Source organism: Gordonia sp. 852002-50816_SCH5313054-c (assembly GCF_001665925.1).
GTDB classification, from domain to species: Bacteria; Actinomycetota; Actinomycetes; order Mycobacteriales; family Mycobacteriaceae; genus Gordonia; species Gordonia jacobaea.
Genome location: NZ_LZTE01000041.1, coordinates 71,421 through 91,746, shown reverse-complemented (window position 1 = coordinate 91,746; position 20,326 = coordinate 71,421). Strand labels below are relative to the sequence as shown.

At 66.1% G+C, this 20,326-nt stretch carries 17 protein-coding genes and 1 tRNA gene; 11 read left to right on the top strand and 7 right to left on the bottom strand.

What is annotated here, in order from left to right:
- Positions 1 to 158 precede the first annotated feature (158 nt).
- Complete coding sequence (locus A5788_RS10500) at positions 159 to 476, top strand: DUF559 domain-containing protein (RefSeq protein ID WP_231894209.1); 318 nt, start codon at positions 159 to 161, stop codon at positions 474 to 476.
- 143 nt (positions 477 to 619) lie between these two features.
- On the opposite strand, the gene A5788_RS10495 is transcribed toward A5788_RS10500, so the two are convergent.
- Positions 620 to 692, bottom strand: a tRNA-Arg gene (locus A5788_RS10495).
- 132 nt (positions 693 to 824) lie between these two features.
- Between A5788_RS10495 and A5788_RS10490 the strand changes: the two genes are divergently transcribed.
- Together A5788_RS10490 and cobF are read left to right on the top strand one after the other, a co-directional pair.
- A complete protein-coding gene (locus A5788_RS10490) occupies positions 825 to 1,640 on the top strand; it encodes an SDR family oxidoreductase (RefSeq protein ID WP_064870048.1) in 816 nt (271 codons plus the stop codon).
- A 7-nt stretch (positions 1,641 to 1,647) separates the two neighbouring features.
- Positions 1,648 to 2,406: a precorrin-6A synthase (deacetylating) gene (cobF, locus tag A5788_RS10485; RefSeq protein ID WP_064870047.1), complete on the top strand. Its 759-nt coding sequence runs from the start codon at positions 1,648 to 1,650 to the stop codon at positions 2,404 to 2,406.
- A 96-nt stretch (positions 2,407 to 2,502) separates the two neighbouring features.
- On the opposite strand, the gene A5788_RS10480 is transcribed toward cobF, so the two are convergent.
- Positions 2,503 to 3,243 (bottom strand): 3'(2'),5'-bisphosphate nucleotidase CysQ, encoded by a 741-nt coding sequence (locus A5788_RS10480; RefSeq protein ID WP_064870046.1) that lies wholly within the window; start codon positions 3,241 to 3,243, stop codon positions 2,503 to 2,505.
- A 25-nt stretch (positions 3,244 to 3,268) separates the two neighbouring features.
- Here A5788_RS10480 and A5788_RS10475 point away from each other — a divergent pair, with 25 nt between their 5' ends.
- The 3 genes from A5788_RS10475 to A5788_RS10465 all read left to right on the top strand — a co-directional run bounded on the left by A5788_RS10475 (position 3,269) and on the right by A5788_RS10465 (position 5,770).
- Entirely contained in the window at positions 3,269 to 4,159 is an 891-nt protein-coding gene (locus A5788_RS10475) for a DNA-formamidopyrimidine glycosylase family protein (protein ID WP_049697880.1), read from the top strand.
- A 113-nt stretch (positions 4,160 to 4,272) separates the two neighbouring features.
- A complete protein-coding gene (locus A5788_RS10470) occupies positions 4,273 to 5,016 on the top strand; it encodes an SAM-dependent methyltransferase (protein WP_442902891.1) in 744 nt (247 codons plus the stop codon).
- Positions 5,017 to 5,026: 10 nt separating this feature from the next.
- A complete protein-coding gene (locus A5788_RS10465) occupies positions 5,027 to 5,770 on the top strand; it encodes an SDR family oxidoreductase (protein ID WP_049697881.1) in 744 nt (247 codons plus the stop codon).
- Here A5788_RS10465 and A5788_RS10460 read toward each other — a convergent pair.
- Complete coding sequence (locus tag A5788_RS10460; protein WP_064870045.1) at positions 5,751 to 8,453, bottom strand: HAD-IC family P-type ATPase; 2,703 nt, start codon at positions 8,451 to 8,453, stop codon at positions 5,751 to 5,753. The two genes, A5788_RS10465 and A5788_RS10460, sit on opposite strands and share 20 nt — an antisense overlap.
- An 82-nt stretch (positions 8,454 to 8,535) precedes the next feature.
- Entirely contained in the window at positions 8,536 to 9,201 is a 666-nt protein-coding gene (locus A5788_RS10455; protein WP_231894208.1) for a hypothetical protein, read from the bottom strand.
- A gap of 18 nt (positions 9,202 to 9,219) precedes the next feature.
- Between A5788_RS10455 and A5788_RS10450 the strand changes: the two genes are divergently transcribed.
- Positions 9,220 to 9,753: a hypothetical protein gene (locus A5788_RS10450; RefSeq protein WP_064870043.1), complete on the top strand. Its 534-nt coding sequence runs from the start codon at positions 9,220 to 9,222 to the stop codon at positions 9,751 to 9,753.
- Position 9,754: 1 nt separating this feature from the next.
- Here the strand turns inward: A5788_RS10450 and pgi are convergent, their stop codons facing one another.
- Together pgi and A5788_RS10440 are read right to left on the bottom strand one after the other, a co-directional pair.
- Positions 9,755 to 11,431 (bottom strand): glucose-6-phosphate isomerase, encoded by a 1,677-nt coding sequence (gene pgi, locus A5788_RS10445; RefSeq protein ID WP_064870042.1) that lies wholly within the window; start codon positions 11,429 to 11,431, stop codon positions 9,755 to 9,757.
- Positions 11,432 to 11,529: 98 nt separating this feature from the next.
- Positions 11,530 to 11,898, bottom strand: a complete 369-nt coding sequence (locus A5788_RS10440) for a chorismate mutase (protein ID WP_049698082.1) — start codon at positions 11,896 to 11,898, stop codon at positions 11,530 to 11,532.
- 47 nt (positions 11,899 to 11,945) lie between these two features.
- On the opposite strand from A5788_RS10440, the gene A5788_RS10435 reads away from it, so the two are divergent.
- Together A5788_RS10435 and A5788_RS10430 are read left to right on the top strand one after the other, a co-directional pair.
- The gene (locus A5788_RS10435; RefSeq protein WP_231894207.1) at positions 11,946 to 13,949 is read left to right on the top strand and encodes a hypothetical protein; all 2,004 of its coding nucleotides are present in this window, start codon (positions 11,946 to 11,948) and stop codon (positions 13,947 to 13,949) included.
- A 36-nt stretch (positions 13,950 to 13,985) separates the two neighbouring features.
- On the top strand, positions 13,986 to 16,502 hold the full coding sequence (locus A5788_RS10430) for a UvrD-helicase domain-containing protein (protein WP_064870040.1): 2,517 nt from the start codon (positions 13,986 to 13,988) through the stop codon (positions 16,500 to 16,502).
- 80 nt (positions 16,503 to 16,582) lie between these two features.
- Here A5788_RS10430 and A5788_RS10425 read toward each other — a convergent pair whose 3' ends face one another.
- On the bottom strand, positions 16,583 to 17,755 hold the full coding sequence (locus tag A5788_RS10425; RefSeq protein ID WP_053117384.1) for a M23 family metallopeptidase: 1,173 nt from the start codon (positions 17,753 to 17,755) through the stop codon (positions 16,583 to 16,585).
- Between the two features lie 459 nt (positions 17,756 to 18,214).
- On the opposite strand from A5788_RS10425, the gene sucC reads away from it, so the two are divergent.
- Both sucC and sucD read left to right on the top strand, forming a co-directional pair.
- Complete coding sequence (gene sucC, locus A5788_RS10420; protein WP_049697888.1) at positions 18,215 to 19,378, top strand: ADP-forming succinate--CoA ligase subunit beta; 1,164 nt, start codon at positions 18,215 to 18,217, stop codon at positions 19,376 to 19,378.
- Positions 19,379 to 19,392: 14 nt separating this feature from the next.
- The gene (gene sucD / locus A5788_RS10415; protein ID WP_005207310.1) at positions 19,393 to 20,295 is read left to right on the top strand and encodes a succinate--CoA ligase subunit alpha; all 903 of its coding nucleotides are present in this window, start codon (positions 19,393 to 19,395) and stop codon (positions 20,293 to 20,295) included.
- Positions 20,296 to 20,326 lie beyond the last annotated feature (31 nt).

Genomic DNA, 20,326 nt, shown 5'->3' with positions numbered 1-20,326 from the left:
GACTTGATCAAGTGACTACCGGGATCATTCTGCGGGAAGGCACGCCCTCCCAGATCCACAGGTCTTGATCATTCCTCTGGTGCGACAAGCTGCCGCGGCTGCGCCATAAGCCTCTGCTGCGCGGATTTCTCGACGACATTGCGGGCGGCTCGGAGTCGATGGCCGAAATCGACCTGGTCACGATGTGCCGTGACTTCTCCCTACAACCGCCCGTGCGTCAGCGTCCTCGCGCCGACAGCGATGGTCGACGCCGCTACACCGATGGCGAATGGGACCTGCCCGACGGATCGACGGTGGTGCTCGAGGTCGATGGGTCGTTTCACAGGGACCACTCGTCGTGGGAGGACGATCTACGTCGCCAGCGCCGATTGTCTACTCCCGGCCGCCGCCAGCTGCGTTGTACCGCCGTGGAATTGCGCACGGAGCCCGAAGAAGTGGTCAAAGATCTCCTGGCCGCCGGAGTGCCGCGGATCTGAGTCGAGGCGTCGAGTTGCGTGGGATCCTCGGGGGCATTTTTGTACCCGTGTGTCCCACGCAACTGTCTGGGTGCGCCCGCCTGAATCTCTTTTAAACCACACAGTGGGCGCACACCGGCCGGAGGCCGGCAAGGATGTCAGTGTGCCCCCGGCAGGAATCGAACCTGCGACACCCGCTTTAGGAGAGCGGTGCTCTATCCACTGAGCTACGAGGGCGGGTCGTGAAGACCGACGGAGGCAGTCTACGTGACGGGCCGATCCGCGATCGGAGCGGGAGTCGTTGCGCCAGGGCGGGCTCGGCTAGGTGCTTCTGGTCTCGCGGGTGCAGCGAGACGATACGGTGAAGCGGTGACACCATCTCAGCTCACCGTCCTCGTGACCGGCGCGACCAGTGGAATCGGCGAAGAGGTGGCGCGGCAGTTCGCCTCCGCGGGCCATCGAGTCTTCGGCACCAGTCGACACCCCGACAAGGTGGCCGATCCGATTCCCGGCGTGACCTATGTACGTCTCGACAACTCCGACTACGAGAGCGCGACGGAGTGTGCCCGTGAGGTCGGCGACGTCGACATCCTCATCAACAATGCGGGAGAATCGCAGGCAGGCGCGCTCGAGGACACGCCGATCGGTGCTGTTGAAGATCTGTTCCGTATCAACGTGTTCGGGCCGATCGCGCTGACCAAGGCCGTGCTTCCGGGGATGCGTGAGCGGCGTCGTGGAACTGTTGTGATGGTCGGGTCGATGCTGTCGAGCTTCCCGGTGGCGTTCCGATCCAACTACGCCGCAACGAAATCCGCGCTGAAGGCGTATGCGTTCGCGACCCGACGTGAGGTCGCGCCGTACGGGATTCGGATGATCAGCGTCGAACCGGGAACGATCGCCACCGGCATCGGCGATCGGCGCAGCATCTACATCGGTGAGAACTCGCCCTACCGTGACGAGTATGAAACCCTCGCGGCCGCAACGCGACACAACGAAGAAGAGGGCATTAGTGGGGCGGAGATGGCGGCGGTCATCGTCGACGCCGCGCTCGCCGAGCATCCGAAGCCGTTCTACGCCAAGGGAAATTCGGCGGGACTCGTCTTCGCGTTGCGACGCCTGCTGCCGCGCCAGTTCATCCTCGACATGACCGCTCGCAAACACGGTCTGCGGCGCGTGAAGATCTGATTCGACGATGCGGATAACGTTGCGGATCATCGGGATCGGACCCGGTGATCCACGGCAGATCACGCTCCAGGCGATCGAAGCGATGTCCGACGTCGAGGTGTTCGTCGCGTTGGAAAAGGGGAGTGCGAAGACGGGGCTGCTCGCTGCCCGCAAAGAGATCCTTGCGAGCCACGCCAATTCGTCGCACCGGCTCATCGAGATCGCTGACCCGCCGCGTGATCGTACGCCGGCCGACTACGACGCCGAGGTGCGGCGCTGGCACGCGGCACGAGCCGAGCTGATCGCTTCCGCGCTGCGTGACGAGCTGCCCGACGGGGGTGTCGCGGCGTTCTTGGTCTGGGGCGACCCGGCGCTCTACGACAGCACGCTGCGCATCGTCGACGATCTGTCCGACAGAGCCGACCTGACCCTCGACGTCGAGGTCATTCCGGGCGTGACGAGTGCGAGCGCGCTGACCGCCGCGCACGGAATCGTCGCCAACCGGATCGGCGAACCCATCCACATCACCACGGGCCGTCGGCTCGCCGACACGCCGTCTGGCGTCGACTCCAACCAGATCGTGATGCTCGACGCCGACCTCGCGTTCCGGCAGACCGCAGACCCCGACGATCACATCTGGTGGGGCGCCTATTTGGGTACCGCGGACGAGATCTTGATCAGCGGCCGGGTGGGCGACGTGGGTGAGCGCATCGCCGCGGAGCGCGCTGCCGCCCGCGAGCGCGTGGGCTGGATCATGGACATCTACCTGCTGCGCAAACAGCGCTGAGCGGGCTGGGGTGGGGTGGTCTCGACACGCCGCTCGTTCCTCGCGGCTGCTCGACCAGCGGGAAGGCTGCGCAAACAGCGCTGAGCGGGCGGGTTGTCACCAGATCCGGGCGAGGACGCCGAGTAGGTCGTCGGCGATCTCGGATCGGCAGATGACGAAGTCGGGCATGTACGGGCGCGGGCGGTTGTAGACGATGGGCGAGCCGTCGAGGCGGCTGCAGTGCAGCCCCGCGGCGAGCGCGACGCCGACCGGGGCGCAGTTGTCCCATTCGTACTGGCCGCCCGAGTGCACGTATGCGTCGACGTCGCCGCGGACCACGGCCATCGCCTTGGCACCCGCCGACCCGATCTCGACCGGCGCCAGACCGAGCGCGCGCGATACCGCGGCCACCTCATACGTTCCGCCCCAACGGGATACGGCCATGCGATGTCGTAGCGGTCCGCTCGTGGGTTCGACGGTGTCGGTGCGAAACAGCTCGCCGGTCGCGGGCAGCGAGACCGCCGCCGCTGTCACCACGCCGGACTCGGTGAGCGCGACGTGAACTGCCCAGTCGGCAGTGCCGGAAGCGAACTCGCGCGTGCCGTCGAGCGGGTCGATGATCCAGACGCGATCGGCTTTCGCGCGGTCGCCGACGTCGTCGGCTTCTTCCGAGAGCACAGCGTCGGAGCCGCGATGTCGGCGCAGCACGTTGCCGATCCACGCCTGGGCCATCGCGTCGCCGAGGTCGCCGAGTTGTCGACCACCCAGCAACTGCCCCGAGCGCACTCCGACGAGGATCTCGCCTGCGCCGTCCGCGATCCGAGCGGCGAGCTCGGCGTCGGAATGTGCGGAGATCATGCACTTACTAGAGCACACTGGAGGCATGCCTGAGCTGCCTGAGGTCGCCGCCATCGCCGATTACGTCGACGAGCACGCTGCCGGCTTCCCGATCCGACGCGTCGACGTCGCGTCGCTGTCGGTACTGAAAACAGCAGATCCGCCGTACACCGCGCTGATCGGGCGCATCGTCGACTCCGCGTCGCGGATCGGTAAATACCTCGTCATCACGACGATTCCCGGCAGCGCCGAACAGGTCGACGAACCGACGATCAGCCTGGTCATCCACTTGTCGCGCGCGGGGTGGCTGCGCTGGAGTGAGGATCTCTCGCCGCGACCGCTACGTCCCGGCGGCAAGAGCCCGATTGCGCTGCGCGTCCACTGTGGGTTACCGGGAGAGGGCTTCGACGTCACCGAGGCAGGCACCCAGAAGCGGCTGGCCGTATGGGTGGTGCGGGATGTGTCCGACGTCGAGCGCATCGCCTCGCTCGGACCCGACGCGATGGGTGTCACGCGCGACGAACTCGCCGAGATCCTGCACGGCACGTCGGGCCGAATCAAGAACGTCCTGACCGATCAGCGAGTGATCGCCGGGATCGGAAATGCCTACTCCGACGAGATCCTGCACACCGCAAAGCTTTCGCCGTTCGCGTCGTCGAAAACACTGTCCGACGCCCAGATCGACACACTCTACGAGTCGATGCGGGGCGTACTCACCGATGCGACCGGGCGGCTCGAAGGTCTCGGCGTCGCAAAACTGAAGTCGGAGAAGCGAACCGGGCTGCGGGTGCACGCTCGCACCGGGATGCCATGTCCGGTGTGTGGCGACACGATCCGAGAGGTCAGTTTCACCGATAGGTCGTTCCAGTACTGCCCGACGTGTCAGACCGGCGGAAAGGTGCTCGCGGACCGTCGAATGTCACGGCTGCTCAAGTGACGGACGCCCAGTCGGCGCGAGGAAGCGCCCAGTCGGCGCGAGGAGACGCCCAGTCGGCAGTACGAGGCGCACAGTCGGCAGCGCTGGCAACGCGGCTGCGGGCGGCGGGCTGTGTGTTCGCGGCGGAGGAGGCGGCCATCCTCGTCGACGCCGCGCGCGACGTCGAGCAGCTGGAAGAGATGACCGCTCGGCGTTGTGCGGGTGAGCCGCTCGAGCACGTGGTGGGGACGGTCCGGTTCGGGTCGATCGACCTGCACGTGGGGCCGGGGGTGTTCATCCCTCGACAGCGCTCGCTGTTGCTCACGCAGGTCGCTGCTGAGGTACTGCGCCAACGTCACGTCGAGCACCCCGTGGTCGTCGAGGCGTTCTGCGGAGTCGCGCCGATAGCGGCGGCGGTGGCAGAAGCGGCGATCGGCGCGCGCATCCACGTCGTCGACGTCGACGCGACGGCTCTGGACTACGCGCGCCGCAACCTGCCCGCAGGCGCACACGCCCACCTCGGTGACGGACTGTCGACGTTGCCGCGGCGGTTGCTCGGCGCGGTCGACGTGATCGCGGCCGTACCGCCGTATATCCCCGACGGCGCCGTCGAGCTCCTACCGCACGAGACCGAATACGAACCACGGACTGCGCTTCTCGGCGGCAGCGACGGACTCGACCACATTCGACGGCTGGTCGGCGCCGCCCCCGACTGGCTCGCCGACGGTGGCGCACTGCTGATGGAGATGAACACCGCGCAGGCAGGGCAGATCCTCGCCGAGCGCAGCGACGACTGGGCCGATGCCGACCGGATCGTCGGCGACGACGGTCAGACCGCGGTGGTACGTCTCGTTCGACGTGGCCGCGCGCAGGGGTAAGTTGTCCTGCGTGACGACCCGACAGAAGATCCTGATCACCGGCGCGAGCTCGGGGCTCGGCGAGGGCATGGCCCGTGAGTTCGCCGCGCGCGGCCGTTCGCTGGCACTGGCCGCCCGACGCCTCGACCGCCTCGAGACCCTCGCAGACGAACTCCGGCCGAGTGCGTCGCAGGTCGCCGTCAGCGCACTCGACGTCACCGACGTCGACGCCGTGCCCGTCGTCTTCGGCAAGCTGCGCGACGAACTCGGCGGTCTCGACCGCGTGATCGTGAACGCTGGGTTGGGCAAGGGCGCCCCGATCGGGACGGGCAAGGCGCACGCCAACATCGAGACCGTGCAGACCAACCTCGTCGGAGCGCTCGCACAGGCCGAGGCCGCGATGGAGATCTTCCGCGCGCAGAACCACGGCCACCTGGTGCTGGTCAGCTCGATCAGCGGAATCCGCGGACTTCCCAAGGCACAGACCGCGTACTCGGCGTCGAAGGCCGGTGTCACGGCGATCGGGCAGGGTTTGCAGGCCGAACTCGTCAACTCGCCGATCACGGTGTCGGTCGTCGCGCCCGGCTACATCGAGACCGACATCAACCGCGGGGTGAAGACCGCGCTGATGGCCGACACGGAGTCCGGAGTCGCGGCGATGGTCAAGGCCATCGAGGCCGAAAAGGGCTACTCGCCGGTGCCGCCGTGGCCGTGGACTCCGATCGCCGCGGCACTGAAGTATCTGCCCGCGTTTGTCACGCGTCGGATGATCTGACCGATTCGAATCGTCGCGCAACGGCTTTCGCGATTTCGATGATGAAGAAGATCGCGATGGCCAGTCCGATGGTGACGCCCCATCCGACGCCGGTGAGGGGAGCGGACCCGAACCACGTGTGCATGAACGGCGCGTAGATGAACACCAACTGCAGCACGATGAGTGCTGCCGAGGTGTACCAGACCATCGGATTACCGCGCAGCGCACCGACTTTGAGGCTCGAACCACTGAGGTAGCGGCAGTTGAACAGGTAGGCCAGTTGGCCGAGCGCGAGCATGTTGACCGCGGCCGTCTGGGCAACGGCCAGCGAATGCCCGTCCGACTTCGCCACGAAGTACACCGAGATCGCAGCGGCGGCAACGAGGATGGAGACGAAGGTGATCATCGCGAGGTCACCGCGTGCGATCAGCGGACCGTCGGTCGACCGTCTCGATCGCGACATGATCCCCGGTTCGGCGGGCTCGAAAACCAATGCGAGCGAAAGGGTCACGGCAGTGATCATGTTGACCCACAGGATCTGGACGGGCGTCAACGGAAGCGAGAATCCGAACAGGATCGCGACAAGTATGACCAGCGACTGCGCGCCGTTGGTCGGCAACAGGAACAGGATGGATTTGCGGATGTTGTCGTAGATCCGACGACCCTCTTCCACCGCACGCTCGATGGTCGCGAAGTTGTCGTCGGCGAGGACGATGCCCGCGGCCTCCTTGGTGGCCTCGGTGCCCTTGATACCCATCGCGACACCGATGTCGGCGCGCGTCAGTGCCGGAGCATCGTTCACGCCGTCGCCGGTCATCGCCACGATCTCACCCTGTGCCTGCAGTGCGGTGACGATCCGCAGCTTGTGCTCGGGGCTGGTGCGCGCGTAGATGTCGACCTCACCGGCCACCTCGCGCAGCCGTGTCTGACTCATCTTCTGCAGGTCGGCGCCGGTGAGCACCGGAGCGGCCGGATCGTCGATGATGCCCATTTCCGCCGCGATCGCGCGTGCGGTGCCCGCGTGGTCGCCGGTGATCATCTTGACCCGGATTCCTGCGCTGTGGCAGTTGGCGATCGCTGTGATCGCCTCGGGCCGTGGGGGATCGACGATGCCCGCGACGCCCAGGAATGTCAGTCCATGATCGACGTCGTCGAGTGTCAACGAGTCGGCGTCGGGTGCGGGTCGTCGTGCCGCGGCGAGCACACGCAGTCCCTGCGCGCTGAGCTCGTCGATGACGCGCTCCCAGCGAGGTCGGTCGAGAGGCCGGAGCTCACCGTGCTCGTCCAATTCGAACTCGCTGCGGTCGAGCAAGCGGTCGGGAGCGCCCTTGACAAGAATGGTGCGCCCGCCGGGTAGATCCGAGAGCGTGGCCATGAATTTGTTCTGCGACTCGAACGGGACTTCACCGAGCCGCGCGACGTCGGCGTCGAATCCGGCCTTGAGGGCCAGCGTCCGTAGGGCGCCCTCCGTCGGCTCGCCGATGAGTTGCCAGCGCCCGTCGACCTCGGCGACTCGTGCGTCGTTGCACAGCGCCATGGTCTCGACGAACAGTGCGAGGTCGGGATCCGCGCTCAGCGATGCGACCCGTCCGTCCGCGGTGATCGATCCCCTCGGGTCGTAGCCGGTGCCGTCGACCGAATAGCGTTGTGTGCTTGTGACGACGGTGCGCACCGTCATCTCGTTCTGCGTCAGCGTGCCGGTCTTGTCGGAGCAGATCACGCTGACCGAGCCCAGTGCTTCCACCGCGGGGAGCTTGCGTGTGATCGCGTGTCGTCGTGCCATCTGCTGCACCCCGAGCGCCAGCGTGATCGTGACGACGGCGGGGAGTCCCTCGGGAATTGCTGCGACAGCGAAACCGATTGCGGCCGAGATCAACTCGTCGATGGTGAAGTTGTGGATGACCTTGCCGATCACCATGATCGCCGCGGCAAGGCCGAGGATGCCGAGGGAGAGTTGTGTTCCGAACTTCTCGAGGCGCTGGGTCAGCGGTGTATCGACCTGCTCGATGTCGGAGATCATCGACTGGATTCGGCCGATCTCTGTCGACGGTCCGGTCGCGGTGACCACGCCGACGCCGGTGCCGGCCGAGACGATGGTGGACGAGTACGCCATCGATTGTCGGTCGCCAATGCCTGCGTCGACGTCGACGGCGAGCGTGTCTTTGCTGGCGGGGACGGATTCGCCCGTCAGCGCCGACTCCTCGATACGCAGATTCGTCGCCTCGAGCAGCCGCATGTCGGCGGGCACCCTGTCGCCCGACCTGATCGACACGACGTCGCCCGGAACGAGGTTCTCGGCGTCGACGTCGACCCACTCACCATCGCGGCGGGCCCGCGCGTGCAGCGACAGCATGTTCCGGATGCCCGCGAGTGCGCTCTCTGCCCTGCCCTCTTGGACGAACCCGACGACGGCGTTGATCACCGCGACCGCGACGATGACCGCGAAGTCGATCCAGTCGCCGAGGATCGCCTTCAGCACACCTGCGCCGATGAGGATGTAGATCAGGATGTTGTTGAACTGCGCGGCGAAGCGCAGCACCGCCGGTCGAGTCTTTGCGGCCGCGAGCCGATTGGGGCCGACGTGCTCGAGTCGTCGTGTCGCGTCGGCACTGGTCAGGCCCTGCGCGGAGGTATCAAGCGCTGCGAGGACCTCCGAGCGTCCCACGGCGTGCGAATCGGTCAGCACCGCATCTGTTGTCGTCACCGTGGAGACCTCTCAGACCGTCGTCGCGCTCGCTGCCCCTTAGCCAGACTCTAATCCGAATAGGCGACGTCGGCTGTGCGGCTCAGCCTGCGGGTGGCGCGGGAGAACTGCTGGCGACGTCGGCCGGATTGCGCCACACGACGGGCGCCTGCTTGTAGTCGAGCGAGTCGTCGCCGGTGGTGTCGGCCCAGTAGATGACCTGAGTCAGCTTTTGCCCCTCATCGGCGTAGGCGACGAGGCAGGTGGCGTACGACTCGCCGCGACGCATCGTCTCGGGGGGCTTCGGGTTGGCGCAGTCCTTCAGTGAGGTCGACGGCGGCAGTGTCAGCGCCGCGGTGCGTCCATCCGCCGAACCGGCGAGGCCGAGGACTTTGGGGGCGGGCGCCGGCCGTTGTGCCAGAGACGTCACTGTGACGTAGACGAAATATGCTGTGCCGCCACGGGTTTGCGCGCTGGGTACGTCTTTGCCCTGTGTGATGCCGGTGACCGTGAACAGCGCCGTCGACCCGCCCGCACGATAGGCGTCAGCGGGCAGTGATGCCGAGGCACCGAAGTCGAGCGTTGTTCCGGGTGCGGTGCGCGGATGTTGCTGCCCGGGTGCGACGGTCACGGCCGCTGATCGGGGCACCGACGTCGCGGATTCGGCGGTACCACCGGAGTCGGACGAACATGCCGCGACGCCGAGCACGCCCGCGACACAGGCCAGCGACACCACGAGCAGTCGCGGCCGCAAAACGGTAGTCCTCACGTGCGTAAGGTAGCGGATGTGGGTTCCACACAGGGGCAAGTGGTCGCCAATGGCGCGTTCGCACTCTTCTCACGACGACGAGTCGACGACATGAGTGAACTACTCGAGTCGATCTTCGGCCGCGACGACATCACCGCGGTCGGCGCGGATTGGCGCGGGATCGTCTACTTCACCCTCGACGACGATGAGGAACTCGCACCCGATACCGTCGTCGGCTTCGACCCGTCGAGCGGAGCGTCGGGACCGCTGGCCACTCTCGATGAGGTACTCGCGGCGGTTCGCGACGGCGAGATCGCCGAGGCCGTCGACGTCTCCGGATTCGACGCCTGGCGGATTGCGACCGGCACCCGTGAACTCGCGATGGGCGACTGTGTTCCACCGCTCGTCCTCGAGTTCCTCGGCGGCGACCCGGCAGAACGCGCCGACGAACCGCAAGACCTCATCACCTACGTTGCGGTCGCCGCCGCGCTCATGGGTCGACTCGAGGCGCTCGGAGTCCAACCGGGCGACGACATCCCGCCCGAGGTGTTCGACGACGAGCGCTGGTCCTGACTCAGGCCTTGCGTCCGCGCTCGGTGCGGTACCAGCGCACCAGTGCGTCGGTCGACGAATCAGCTTGCTGCGCAGGCGCTTCGGCGTCGGTGATGACACCCAGAAGTTCTTTGGCCTGCGTCTTGCCGAGTTCGACGCCCCACTGGTCGAACGAGTTGATGCCCCACAGCGTGCCCTCGACGAACACCTGATGCTCGTAGAGTGCGATCAACTGACCGATGACCGACGGGGTCAGTTCGGACGCGAGTATCGACGTCGACGGTCGGTTGCCGGGCATCACCTTGTGCGGCACCACCTTCTCGTCGACGCCCTCGGCTCTGATCTCGTCCGCGGTCTTCCCGAACGCCAGCACCTTGGTCTGCGCGAAGTAGTTGCTCATCAGTAGGTCGTGCATCGAGCCGGTGTCATCGGCGGTGGGCAAATCGTCGGTGGGGTTGGCGAAGCCGATGAAGTCGGCCGGCACCAGACGTGTTCCCTGGTGGAGCAATTGGTAGAAGGCGTGCTGGCCGTTGGTACCCGGCTCGCCCCAGAAGATCTCGCCGGTGTCGGTGGTCACGTGCTCGCCGTCGGCCTTGACCGACTTACCGTTGGACTCCATCGTCAACTGCTGCAGGTACGCGGCGAAGCGTGCCATGTCGTTCGAATAGGGGAGCACCACCCGCGACTGCGCGTCCCAGAAGTTCGAGTACCAGAATCCGATCAGTGCCAGCAGTACGGGCGCGTTGCTCTCCAGCGGCTGCGTACGGAAATGAGTGTCGACGGTGTGGAATCCGCCGAGGAATTCGGCGAAGCGTTCCTTGCCGATCGCCGCCATCACCGAGAGGCCGATCGCGGAATCCACCGAATAGCGGCCGCCCACCCAGTCCCAGAAGCCGAACATGTTGACCGGGTCGATCCCGAAGTTCGACACCGCCTCCGCATTGGTGCTGACGGCGGCGAAGTGCTTGGCGACGGCGTCCTCACCCGCACCGAGTTCGTCCAGCAGCCACCGCTTGGCGGCAGCCGCGTTGGTCAGCGTCTCCAGCGTCGTGAAGGTTTTCGACGCGACGATGAACAGCGTCTGCTCGGCGTCGAGGTCGGCGAGTGCCGCGACCATGTCGGCCGGGTCGACATTGGACACGAAGTGGCAGCGGATATCGGTATCGACGTAGTGGCGCAGCGAGCCGTACACCATGACGGGCCCGAGGTCGGAGCCGCCGATGCCGATGTTGACGACGTCGGTGATGGGTTTTCCGGTGTGGCCCTTCCACTCTCCGCTGCGCAGCTTGTCGGTAAATGCGCCCATCGCGTCGAGCACTTCGTGGACGTCGTGCACGACGTCCTGGCCGTCGACGACGAGTTGCGCGTCGGCAGGGAGCCGCAGCGCGGTGTGCAGGACCGCGCGGTCTTCGGAGGTGTTGATGTGCACGCCTGCGAACATGTCGTCGCGGTGCTGTTCGAGATTCGCTTCACGCGCGAGCGAGAGGAGAAGCTCGATGGTCTCGGCGTCGATGCGGTGTTTGGAGTAGTCGATGTGCAGATCACCGACGTCGATGGTGAGCTCGCGCCCACGGGAGGGGTTGTCGGCGAACAACTCCCGGAGATGGCGTTCGGCGAGGATCGGCTTGTGAGCCTCCAACGCCTGCCAGGGTTGAGTAGTGGTGATGTCCTTGCCGCTGCGCGAGACGTCGGTGCCCATGAACCAACACTAGGTCTTCACGGCGTGGCGCGTACTCGATAAGAGGGCAGACAGACGTCTCGTAACCGATGGTTCACTAATCGCGAACCCGCGGGCGGTCAGCGGCCGAGGGGACCCCTGCCGAGACGCAGCAGCAGCATGGCCAGCGTGTGGCCCTCCTGGCCGAGCGCGGCGAACCGGTCGATGACCTTCACCTCGCGCGAATGCACCAGCCGCGGGCCACCCGACGCCATTCGGGTTGCGCCGACCTTCTTCGACACAGCGGTCCTGCGCTTGATCGCGGCGAGGATGATCGCGTCGAGGCGGTCGATCTCGACCCGCAGGTCGTCGATCTCGTCTGACAGGTCGTCGATGGAGGGGTCGAGGCGGTAGTACTCGAGATCGATCGTCTCCTCGAACGGCACCGGCACGTCCGACGCGGCGTCGGGTGTCGTCGCAGGGTTCTGATCGTTGCTCGCATCGCTCACCGGGGTGATTTTGCCACGCGCCACCCGCGGCGGTTCTACTAGATCCCATGCCGAGCAGCCCGACGGTGACGTCGCAGTCACACACATCCGACGAGCCGCATCGACACCGATCCCTCGCGGGCCGGATCGGTTCGCTCACCGTGGTGGCGGCGATCGTGCTGATCGTCGCGCACCTGGTGGTCCGCGCGTGGCTGGTCGCGACCGGCAACTTCTACTGGGACGACCTCATCCTCATCGGCCGCGCGTCGACCGTGCCCATCTGGTCGTGGGACTACCTGGGCCAGAGTCACGACGGCCACTTCATGCCCGCAGCCTTCCTGGTCGCTGGTCTCTCGACGCTGGCAGCGCCGGTCAACTGGGTGATCCCGGCGGTCACGCTGGTCGTGTTGCAGGCGCTCGCGTCGCTCTCGGTGTGGCGAATGATTCGCGTGGTGGGATCGGCGGCGGGAGGTGACCGTGCGGATCGTCGACGACCCGCGCTCGAGGTGGGCGCGGTGGCTGCCCTGGCGTTCTATCTGTTCACTCCGCTGACCGTGCCCGCGTATATCTGGTGGGCCGCGGGCCTCAACTCGCTGCCGATGCAGGCGGCGATGGCCTGGATCGTCGCCGACGCCGTTCTCTTGTGCACCGGTCGCGTCCCAGAGTCGTCGCGACGACTCGTCGTCATCAGGTCGACGGTGATCTTCGTGGTCGCGCTCGCCTTCTTCGAGAAGTCGCTGTTCATCCTGCCGGTGGCCTTCATCGCGGCGGTGCTGGTTGCGCGCTTCGATCGCACCTCAGAGCCCTCGGATGACACCGGGGAGCCTGCCGACCGCACTGCCTCGGCGCTCCCGCGGACCCCGCTCATCGTCGCCTTCACGCGGGGGCGCGCTCTCTGGACGCCGCTGACCGTCGTCTTCGTGGTGTGGGTCATCGTCTACTTCTCGGTCTCCGACGCGACGGCGGGAACGCACTCGGTGTCGCAGACAGCGCAACTCGTGTGGCGCTCGATCAACAAGGCACTCGTGCCCTCCCTGGTCGGAGGTCCGTGGGACTGGGAACGCTGGGTGCCTTCTCCACCCATGGGATTCCCGTCGATCTGGATGATCGTCCTCGGCTGGATCGTGGTTGCCGGTTTCGTCATCTGGGCGATCAGGACGCGCGTCGGTGCGATCGGCGTGCTTGTCGCCGTCGCGCTGTACGTGGTGGTCGTGCAGATCCCGCCCATGTGGAATCGTTCGAGCGCCAACACCGCGCTCGAACTCGCACAGACGATGCGCTATCTACCCGACGCCGCGCTCGTGCTGGCCCTGGCATTCACGCTGCTCGTGGCCTCGCCGCTTCGTACGTCCATCGGTGCGTCGGAGCCGGATGGCACCGATCGGGGTGCCGCGCGGCACGCGCGCGAGGCGGGTACGTCGCCGCTGCTGCTCGCCGGGGTCATGGCGGTGGCGTTCGCTGTCGCGTCGTCGATCATCTCCACCGCGGCCTACTCGGCGTCGTGGAATGACGATCCGACCGGCCCGTATCTCGCGAACGCGAAGCGAGCACTCGCCGCGAACAAGGACACGACGATGTTCGACCAGGCGCTACCCCTCGAAGTGCTGCTCCCAGTCGCCTACCCGGAGAACCAGATCAGCCATACCTTCGGCAAGCTGCGCGATCGGCCGACATTCGGCACTCACACCGACCGTCTCATCGTGCTCGACAATTCGGGCAACGCGGTCCCCGGTGCCGTGACGCCGCGGCGTGCGATCAAAGCCGGGCGCGGGTCGTGTGCGCGTCCCGAACTCGACGGCCCGAGTCGACTCCAACTCGACGGTCCGCTGATCCAGTGGCAATGGACCATCGCTCTGGGATACTGCGCCAATTCCGCTGGGCAGGTGCGCTTCTCGCTCGACGGTGGGGCACCGGTCACCGTGCCGGTGACGGCTGGTCTGCACGTCGTCTACGTGCAGTTGGGCGGTCGCGGCACCGAACTCGACGTTCAGCCGCTCACGCCCGGCCTCGCGCTGCACACCGGGGACGGGCGCGTGGGTGAGGTTGTGGACGCGCGCCTGCTCGGGGGCTGACTGTCTGTCGGTGGCGGCGAGTAACCTGAACTCTCGATGACCAGTTCCACCCGCACCTCCGCCACGCCCGCCGGCCGCGCCCCGGCAGCAAGCTCCGACGACGCGTCCGCGCGTCTCCTGGCAGGGCTCAATCCGCAGCAGCGCGAGGCTGTGTTGCACTCCGGCTCGCCCCTGCTGATCGTTGCGGGCGCGGGGTCGGGCAAGACGGCGGTGCTCACGCGGCGCATCGCATACCTGCTCGCCGAGCGTGACATATCGCCCGGGCAGGTGCTGGCGATCACCTTCACCAACAAGGCGGCCGCCGAGATGCGCGAACGCGTCATCGGCCTCGTCGGTCCGCGCGCCAACTTCATGTGGATCTCGACCTTCCACTCGACATGCGTGCGCATCCTGCGCGCACAGTCGGCGCTCCTGGAGGGACGTAACTCCAACTTCTCGATCTACGACGCCGACGACTCCAAGCGACTCCTCGGCATGATCATCCGAGATCTCGACCTCGACCCCAAGAAGTTCGCGCCGCGCGGGGTGTCGGTGATCATCTCGAACTACAAGAACGAACTGGTCACGCCCGACGAAGCCATCACCGCGACGGCCGAAGGCGACCCGACCGAGCAGGCGATCGCGCAGATCTACGCCGAATACCAGCGCAGGCTGCGCACCGCGAATGCCTTCGACTTCGACGACCTGATCGGCGAGACGGTCGGATTGCTGCAACGTCACCCCGAGGTCGCCGAGTACTACCGCAGACGCTTCCGCCACGTACTGGTCGACGAATACCAGGACACCAACCACGCGCAGTACGTCCTGGTCCGTGAGTTGGTGCTCGGCAGCACTTCAGACGACTCCGCCGCCGAGCCCGACGCTCGCGCCGTCGAGCCGTCGGAGCTGTGCGTCGTCGGCGACGCCGACCAGTCGATCTACGCATTCCGCGGTGCGACGATCCGCAACATCGAGGAGTTCGAGCGCGACTTCCCGAATGCGGAAACCATTCTGCTGGAACAGAATTACCGCTCCACGCAGACGATCCTGTCCGCCGCGAACGCGGTCATCGCGCGCAATCCGAATCGACGTGAGAAGCGGCTGTGGACGGATTCGGGCGACGGTGAACTGATCGTCGGATACGTGTCGGATTCCGACCGCGACGAGTCGATGTTCATCGGCACCGAGATCGAACGCCTCACCGACCACACCATCGGCGGAGTCTCGGAATCCTACAAGTACTCCGACATCGCCGTGTTCTACCGAACCAACACCGGCTCACGACCCATCGAAGAAGTCTTTGTGCGCCACGGCATTCCGTACAAGGTGGTCGGTGGCACCCGCTTCTACGAGCGCAAGGAGGTCCGCGACGTCGTGGCCTACCTGCGCACCGTCGCCAATCCCGACGATTCGGTGAGTCTGCGCCGAATCCTCAACACGCCACGCCGCGGCATCGGAGACCGCGCCGAGGCGTGCGTCGCGGTGCACGCAGAGAACGCGGGTGTCAGTTTCTATCAGGCACTGCTCGACGGCGCCGAAGGCAAAGTGGCGCTGCTGAATTCGCGTGCGGTCAAGCAGATCGGCGCATTCGTCGACCTGATCGAGGGATTGCGTCGCGACTTCCTGACCACTTTCGGCCAGGCCGACGACGCGGGCACCGACGTGGCGATCGTGTCCGATGCCACGGAGGAGGGTGCCGACATCGGCGAGCTGGTCGCCGCGATCGTCGACCGCAGCGGGTATCGGGCGGAGCTGGAGGGCTCGAGCGATCCGCAAGACGCCGCGCGCCTCGACAATCTCAACGAACTGATCTCCGTCGCGGCCGAATTCAGTACGGAGGCAGCCGAACTCGACGTCGACTTCGACGACGAAGCGGTTGGCGACGAAGACCTGGGCGGAACCGACGGCGAACCAGAACCCGGTTCGCTGGCCGCCTTCCTCGAGAAGGTCGCGCTTGTCGCCGACGCCGATCAGGTGCCCGACGAGGGCGACGGAGTCGTCACACTGATGACTCTGCACACCGCGAAGGGTCTCGAGTTTCCGGTCGTGTTCGTCACCGGCTGGGAGGACGGCCATTTCCCGCACATGCGTGCCCTCGGCGACCCGGCCGAGTTGAGCGAGGAGCGTCGACTCGCCTACGTCGGTATCACACGCGCCAAGGAACGGCTCTACCTGACCCGTTCGGTGACCCGCGCATCGTGGGGACAACCCGTCTCCAATCCGGAATCGCGCTTCCTGCAGGAGATCCCGCAGCATCTCATCGATTGGCGACGCACCGAGCCCAGGCGGGGTGCGCGTGGATTCGGTTCCACCGGAGGCGTTTTCGGGCGATCCGACGGCGGATCGTCGCGCACGCTCGGTCGCTCGCAGTACTCGACCGACCCCAATCGCGGCCGGAACAAGCAGATCCACCTCGACGTCGGCGATCGACACAACCATCCCAAGTACGGCATGGGGAAGGTCGTGGGCAAAGAGGGGAGCGGTGCCACCGAGCGAGTGGTCATCGACTACGGCGGCAAGACCGGTCGTATCACCCTGCTGACCGCCGGCGGAATCCCGGGCGACAAGCTCTGACACGCGCGCTGCGTCGCCACCGCAAGGGAGACCGGGGCAGCGGGCGGTGTGGCCCTCAGATCAGGGCCGGGAGAGGTGAATCAGCCCGTGTAGGCCGACATCCGGACGCCGTGCTCGGCGAGCCACGGGGCCGGGTCGATCTTGGTGGTGCCGTTCTTCCAGACCTCGAAGTGGCAGTGCGGGCCGGTCGACTGACCGTCGGACCCGACGAGGCCGATCACGTCGCCTGCCCTGACGGTCTGGCCCTTCTGAACCAGCACACCGGACGAGTACATGTGGCCGTACACGGTGACGGTGCCGTCGGCGGCTTGCACCTGAATCCAGTTGCCGAAGCCCGAGGCCGGTCCCGCTTCTTTGATGACGCCGTCGGTTGCCGCGTGGATCGGGGTGCCGAGCGGGGCGGCGAAGTCGACGCCGCCGTGCATGCTGCCCCAACGCATCGCGAAGCCGGAGGTGAACTGGTAGAGCCCCATCGGGAGCGGTGACTCGTAGTACGGGCGGCTCGCTGCCGCCTTGCGCGCTGCCTCGTCCTTGACGAGCTGCTCACCCTCTGCGAGCTGCGAGGTGAAGACGCTCATGTCCTGCGAGGAGTTGTCGGGTGCTGCGATGCCAGGTCCCAGGTCGGGGACAGGAGCTGCGTTGCCGACGTTCGCGGTGTTGGTGGGAGCCGTCGCGGGTGCCGGTGCCTTCTCGGTGGTGCCGGCGTGGGCTGCCGCGGCCACTGCTGCGCCTGCGGCCATCGCGACGAGGGCAGCACGACCGCCGCGCAGGGCGGTCGGCGGTGCGGCAAGGCGGTGCTTGCCGCGGGTCCGGGTGCGGCCGGGCTCAGGAATCTGGCGGAACGGCTTCTCGGCGGGCCGTAGGTCGATCTCTCCGCTGTGCGTGAGGTCGAGGTCGGCGTCGGAGGGAAACGAGTCGAGCTGCGCGCCCTCGCTCTCGAAGGGGTCGTCGGCGTACGCCTCGAATCCGCCCTCGGGGATGAGGATGTCCTGCGTCAGTTCGGAGCGGGTTGGCCGGTAGTAGGGGTCCCACGTGGAAGGCGACCAGGTGGTCTGGTCGAAGCCGTCCGTCGCGTACTCGTGCTCGGCGGTATCAGTAGCCCAGGGATCGTACGAGTCGAGCTCGTCGATCGGGATGATCGCGGTCATCTCCTCGGCTGGGATGTCGTCGTAGGTACTGCCGCGTCGTGATGTCACGGTGCCGACCGTCGACGTCGACCTGCTCGGAGCTCCGCGTTCCGCCAAGTCGCCCACCTCAATTCCTGTTGCTTCGTTCCCGATATCGATCTTGTTACCGTTCGTGACCGATTCGTGATCCGTACTGCTCGACTGACGGTAACGAAACGATTGCGGCAAGTCCAACGATCGACCGTAAGAACCCGCCCAAATGTGAGCTGGGTCACGAGTCAGAGCCGTGCATGGACCCATCGCAAAGACGGTGTTCTAGATGTCGAACCTCGCCCAAAACCGCTGCGCTACGCCCTTCTTCCCGACTTCGTGCCCGCGTGCGGCGAGCCGAGGGCAGACTCTATACGAGGAGCGTGGTGCGCTGATCGATGGCCGGTGTCCTGCGATGGGGACACCGACCGAACGAGTGATCTGCCGCACAAGCCACGCAGGCCCCCAACAGGGCTGTGTCCGGCAGGTTTAGAGTCCGATATGGCCCGTGTTACACCCAACATCAGCGGGCACAACGACGAAATGGTGAGCTGAATGGATCTCTTCGAATACCAGGCGAAGGAACTGTTCGCCAAGCATGGGGTTCCCACCACACCCGGTCGGGTCACCGACTCCGCCACCGACGCACGAGCGATCGCCGAGGAAATCGGCAAGCCCGTGATGATCAAGGCGCAGGTCAAGACCGGCGGGCGTGGCAAGGCAGGCGGCGTGAAGTACGCCGCGACCCCTGACGACGCGCAGACCAACGCAGAAAACATCCTGGGCCTCGACATCAAGGGGCACATCGTCAAGAAACTCCTCGTGGCAGAAGCCAGCGACATTGCCGAGGAGTACTACATCTCATTCCTTCTCGATCGCGCCAACCGCACCTACCTGGCGATGTGCTCGGTCGAGGGCGGCATGGAGATCGAAGAAGTCGCAGCGACCAAGCCGGAACGGCTGGCCAAGGTGCCCGTCGACGCCGTCAAGGGTGTCGACATCGCCACCGCGCGATCGATCGCCGAGCAGGGCCATCTGCCCGCTGAGGTGCTCGACGCCGCTGCCGTGACCATCGCCAAGCTGTGGGAGGTCTTCGTCGCAGAAGACGCCACGCTGGTCGAGGTCAACCCGCTGGTCCGCACGCCCGACGACCAGATCCTCGCCCTCGACGGCAAGGTGACACTCGACGAGAACGCCGACTTCCGTCACCCCGACCACGTGGAGTTCGAGGACAAGGACGCCACAGATCCGCTCGAGCAGAAGGCCAAGGAGAACGACCTCAACTACGTCAAGCTCGACGGCCAGGTCGGAATCATCGGCAACGGCGCGGGACTCGTGATGAGCACGCTCGACGTCGTCGCTTACGCGGGTGAGAACCACAACGGCGTCAAGCCTGCCAACTTCCTCGACATCGGCGGCGGCGCGTCGGCCGAGGTCATGGCCGCCGGTCTCGACGTCATCCTCGGAGACGAGCAGGTCAAGAGCGTGTTCGTCAACGTCTTCGGCGGCATCACCGCGTGCGACGCGGTCGCCAACGGCATCGTCGGTGCGCTCAACAAGCTCGGCGACGAGGCCAACAAGCCTCTGGTGGTCCGCCTCGACGGCAACAAGGTCGAAGAAGGCCGCAAGATCCTGGCCGATGCGAATCACCCCCTGGTGACGCTCGCCGAAACGATGGACTCAGGCGCCGACAAGGCTGCCGAACTGGCGAGCAAGTAAGAGGCGGAGAATCAATGTCGATCTTTTTGAACAAGGACAACAAGGTCATCGTCCAGGGCATCACCGGCGGTGAGGGCACCAAGCACACCGCGCTGATGCTCAAGGCGGGCACCAACGTCGTCGGTGGCGTCAACGCGCGCAAGGCCGGAACCACCGTCACCCACAAGGACAAGGACGGCAACGACATCGAGTTGCCGGTCTTCGGATCTGTCGCCGAGGCGATCGAGAAGACCGGTGCCGACACGTCGATCGCGTTCGTGCCGCCGAAGTTCTCGAAGGACGCCATCATCGAGGCGATCGACGCGGAGATCCCGCTGCTCGTCGTCATCACCGAGGGCGTTCCGGTGCAGGACACCGCGTACGCGTGGGCCTACAACGTCGACAAGGGTGCCAAGACCCGCATCATCGGACCGAACTGTCCGGGCATCATCACGCCGGAGGAGTCGTTGGTCGGCATCACGCCCGCCAACATCACCGGCAAGGGCCCGATCGGTCTCGTCTCGAAGTCGGGAACCCTGACCTACCAGATGATGTACGAGCTGCGTGACCTCGGCTTCTCGACCGCCATCGGCATCGGCGGCGACCCGGTCATCGGTACCACGCACATCGACGCCATCGAGGCCTTCGAGAAGGACCCCGACACCAAGGTCATCGTGATGATCGGTGAGATCGGCGGCGACGCCGAGGAGCGTGCGGCCGACTACATCAAGGCCAACGTCTCCAAGCCGGTCGTCGGCTACGTCGCGGGCTTCACCGCCCCCGAGGGCAAGACGATGGGTCACGCCGGCGCGATCGTGTCGGGCAGCTCCGGCACCGCTCAGGCGAAGAAGGAAGCGCTCGAGGCTGCGGGCGTGAAGGTCGGCAAGACGCCGAGCGAGACCGCCAAGCTGGCCCGCGAACTCTACGAGAATCTGTGATCGCGTAGTTCTGCGATTCTTCACGCACCCC

What these genes read in the sequence shown, in the direction of transcription:
- A5788_RS10500 (WP_231894209.1), top strand. Translation starts at nt 159, where the DNA reads ATGGCCGAAATCGACCTGGTCACGATGTGCCGTGACTTCTCCCTACAA.
- cobF (WP_064870047.1), top strand. Translation starts at nt 1,648, where the DNA reads ATGCGGATAACGTTGCGGATCATCGGGATCGGACCCGGTGATCCACGG.
- A5788_RS10480 (WP_064870046.1), bottom strand. Translation starts at nt 3,243, where the DNA reads ATGATCTCCGCACATTCCGACGCCGAGCTCGCCGCTCGGATCGCGGAC.
- A5788_RS10475 (WP_049697880.1), top strand. Translation starts at nt 3,269, where the DNA reads ATGCCTGAGCTGCCTGAGGTCGCCGCCATCGCCGATTACGTCGACGAG.
- pgi (WP_064870042.1), bottom strand. Translation starts at nt 11,431, where the DNA reads ATGGGCACCGACGTCTCGCGCAGCGGCAAGGACATCACCACTACTCAA.
- A5788_RS10435 (WP_231894207.1), top strand. Translation starts at nt 11,946, where the DNA reads ATGCCGAGCAGCCCGACGGTGACGTCGCAGTCACACACATCCGACGAG.
- A5788_RS10430 (WP_064870040.1), top strand. Translation starts at nt 13,986, where the DNA reads ATGACCAGTTCCACCCGCACCTCCGCCACGCCCGCCGGCCGCGCCCCG.
- sucC (WP_049697888.1), top strand. Translation starts at nt 18,215, where the DNA reads ATGGATCTCTTCGAATACCAGGCGAAGGAACTGTTCGCCAAGCATGGG.
- sucD (WP_005207310.1), top strand. Translation starts at nt 19,393, where the DNA reads ATGTCGATCTTTTTGAACAAGGACAACAAGGTCATCGTCCAGGGCATC.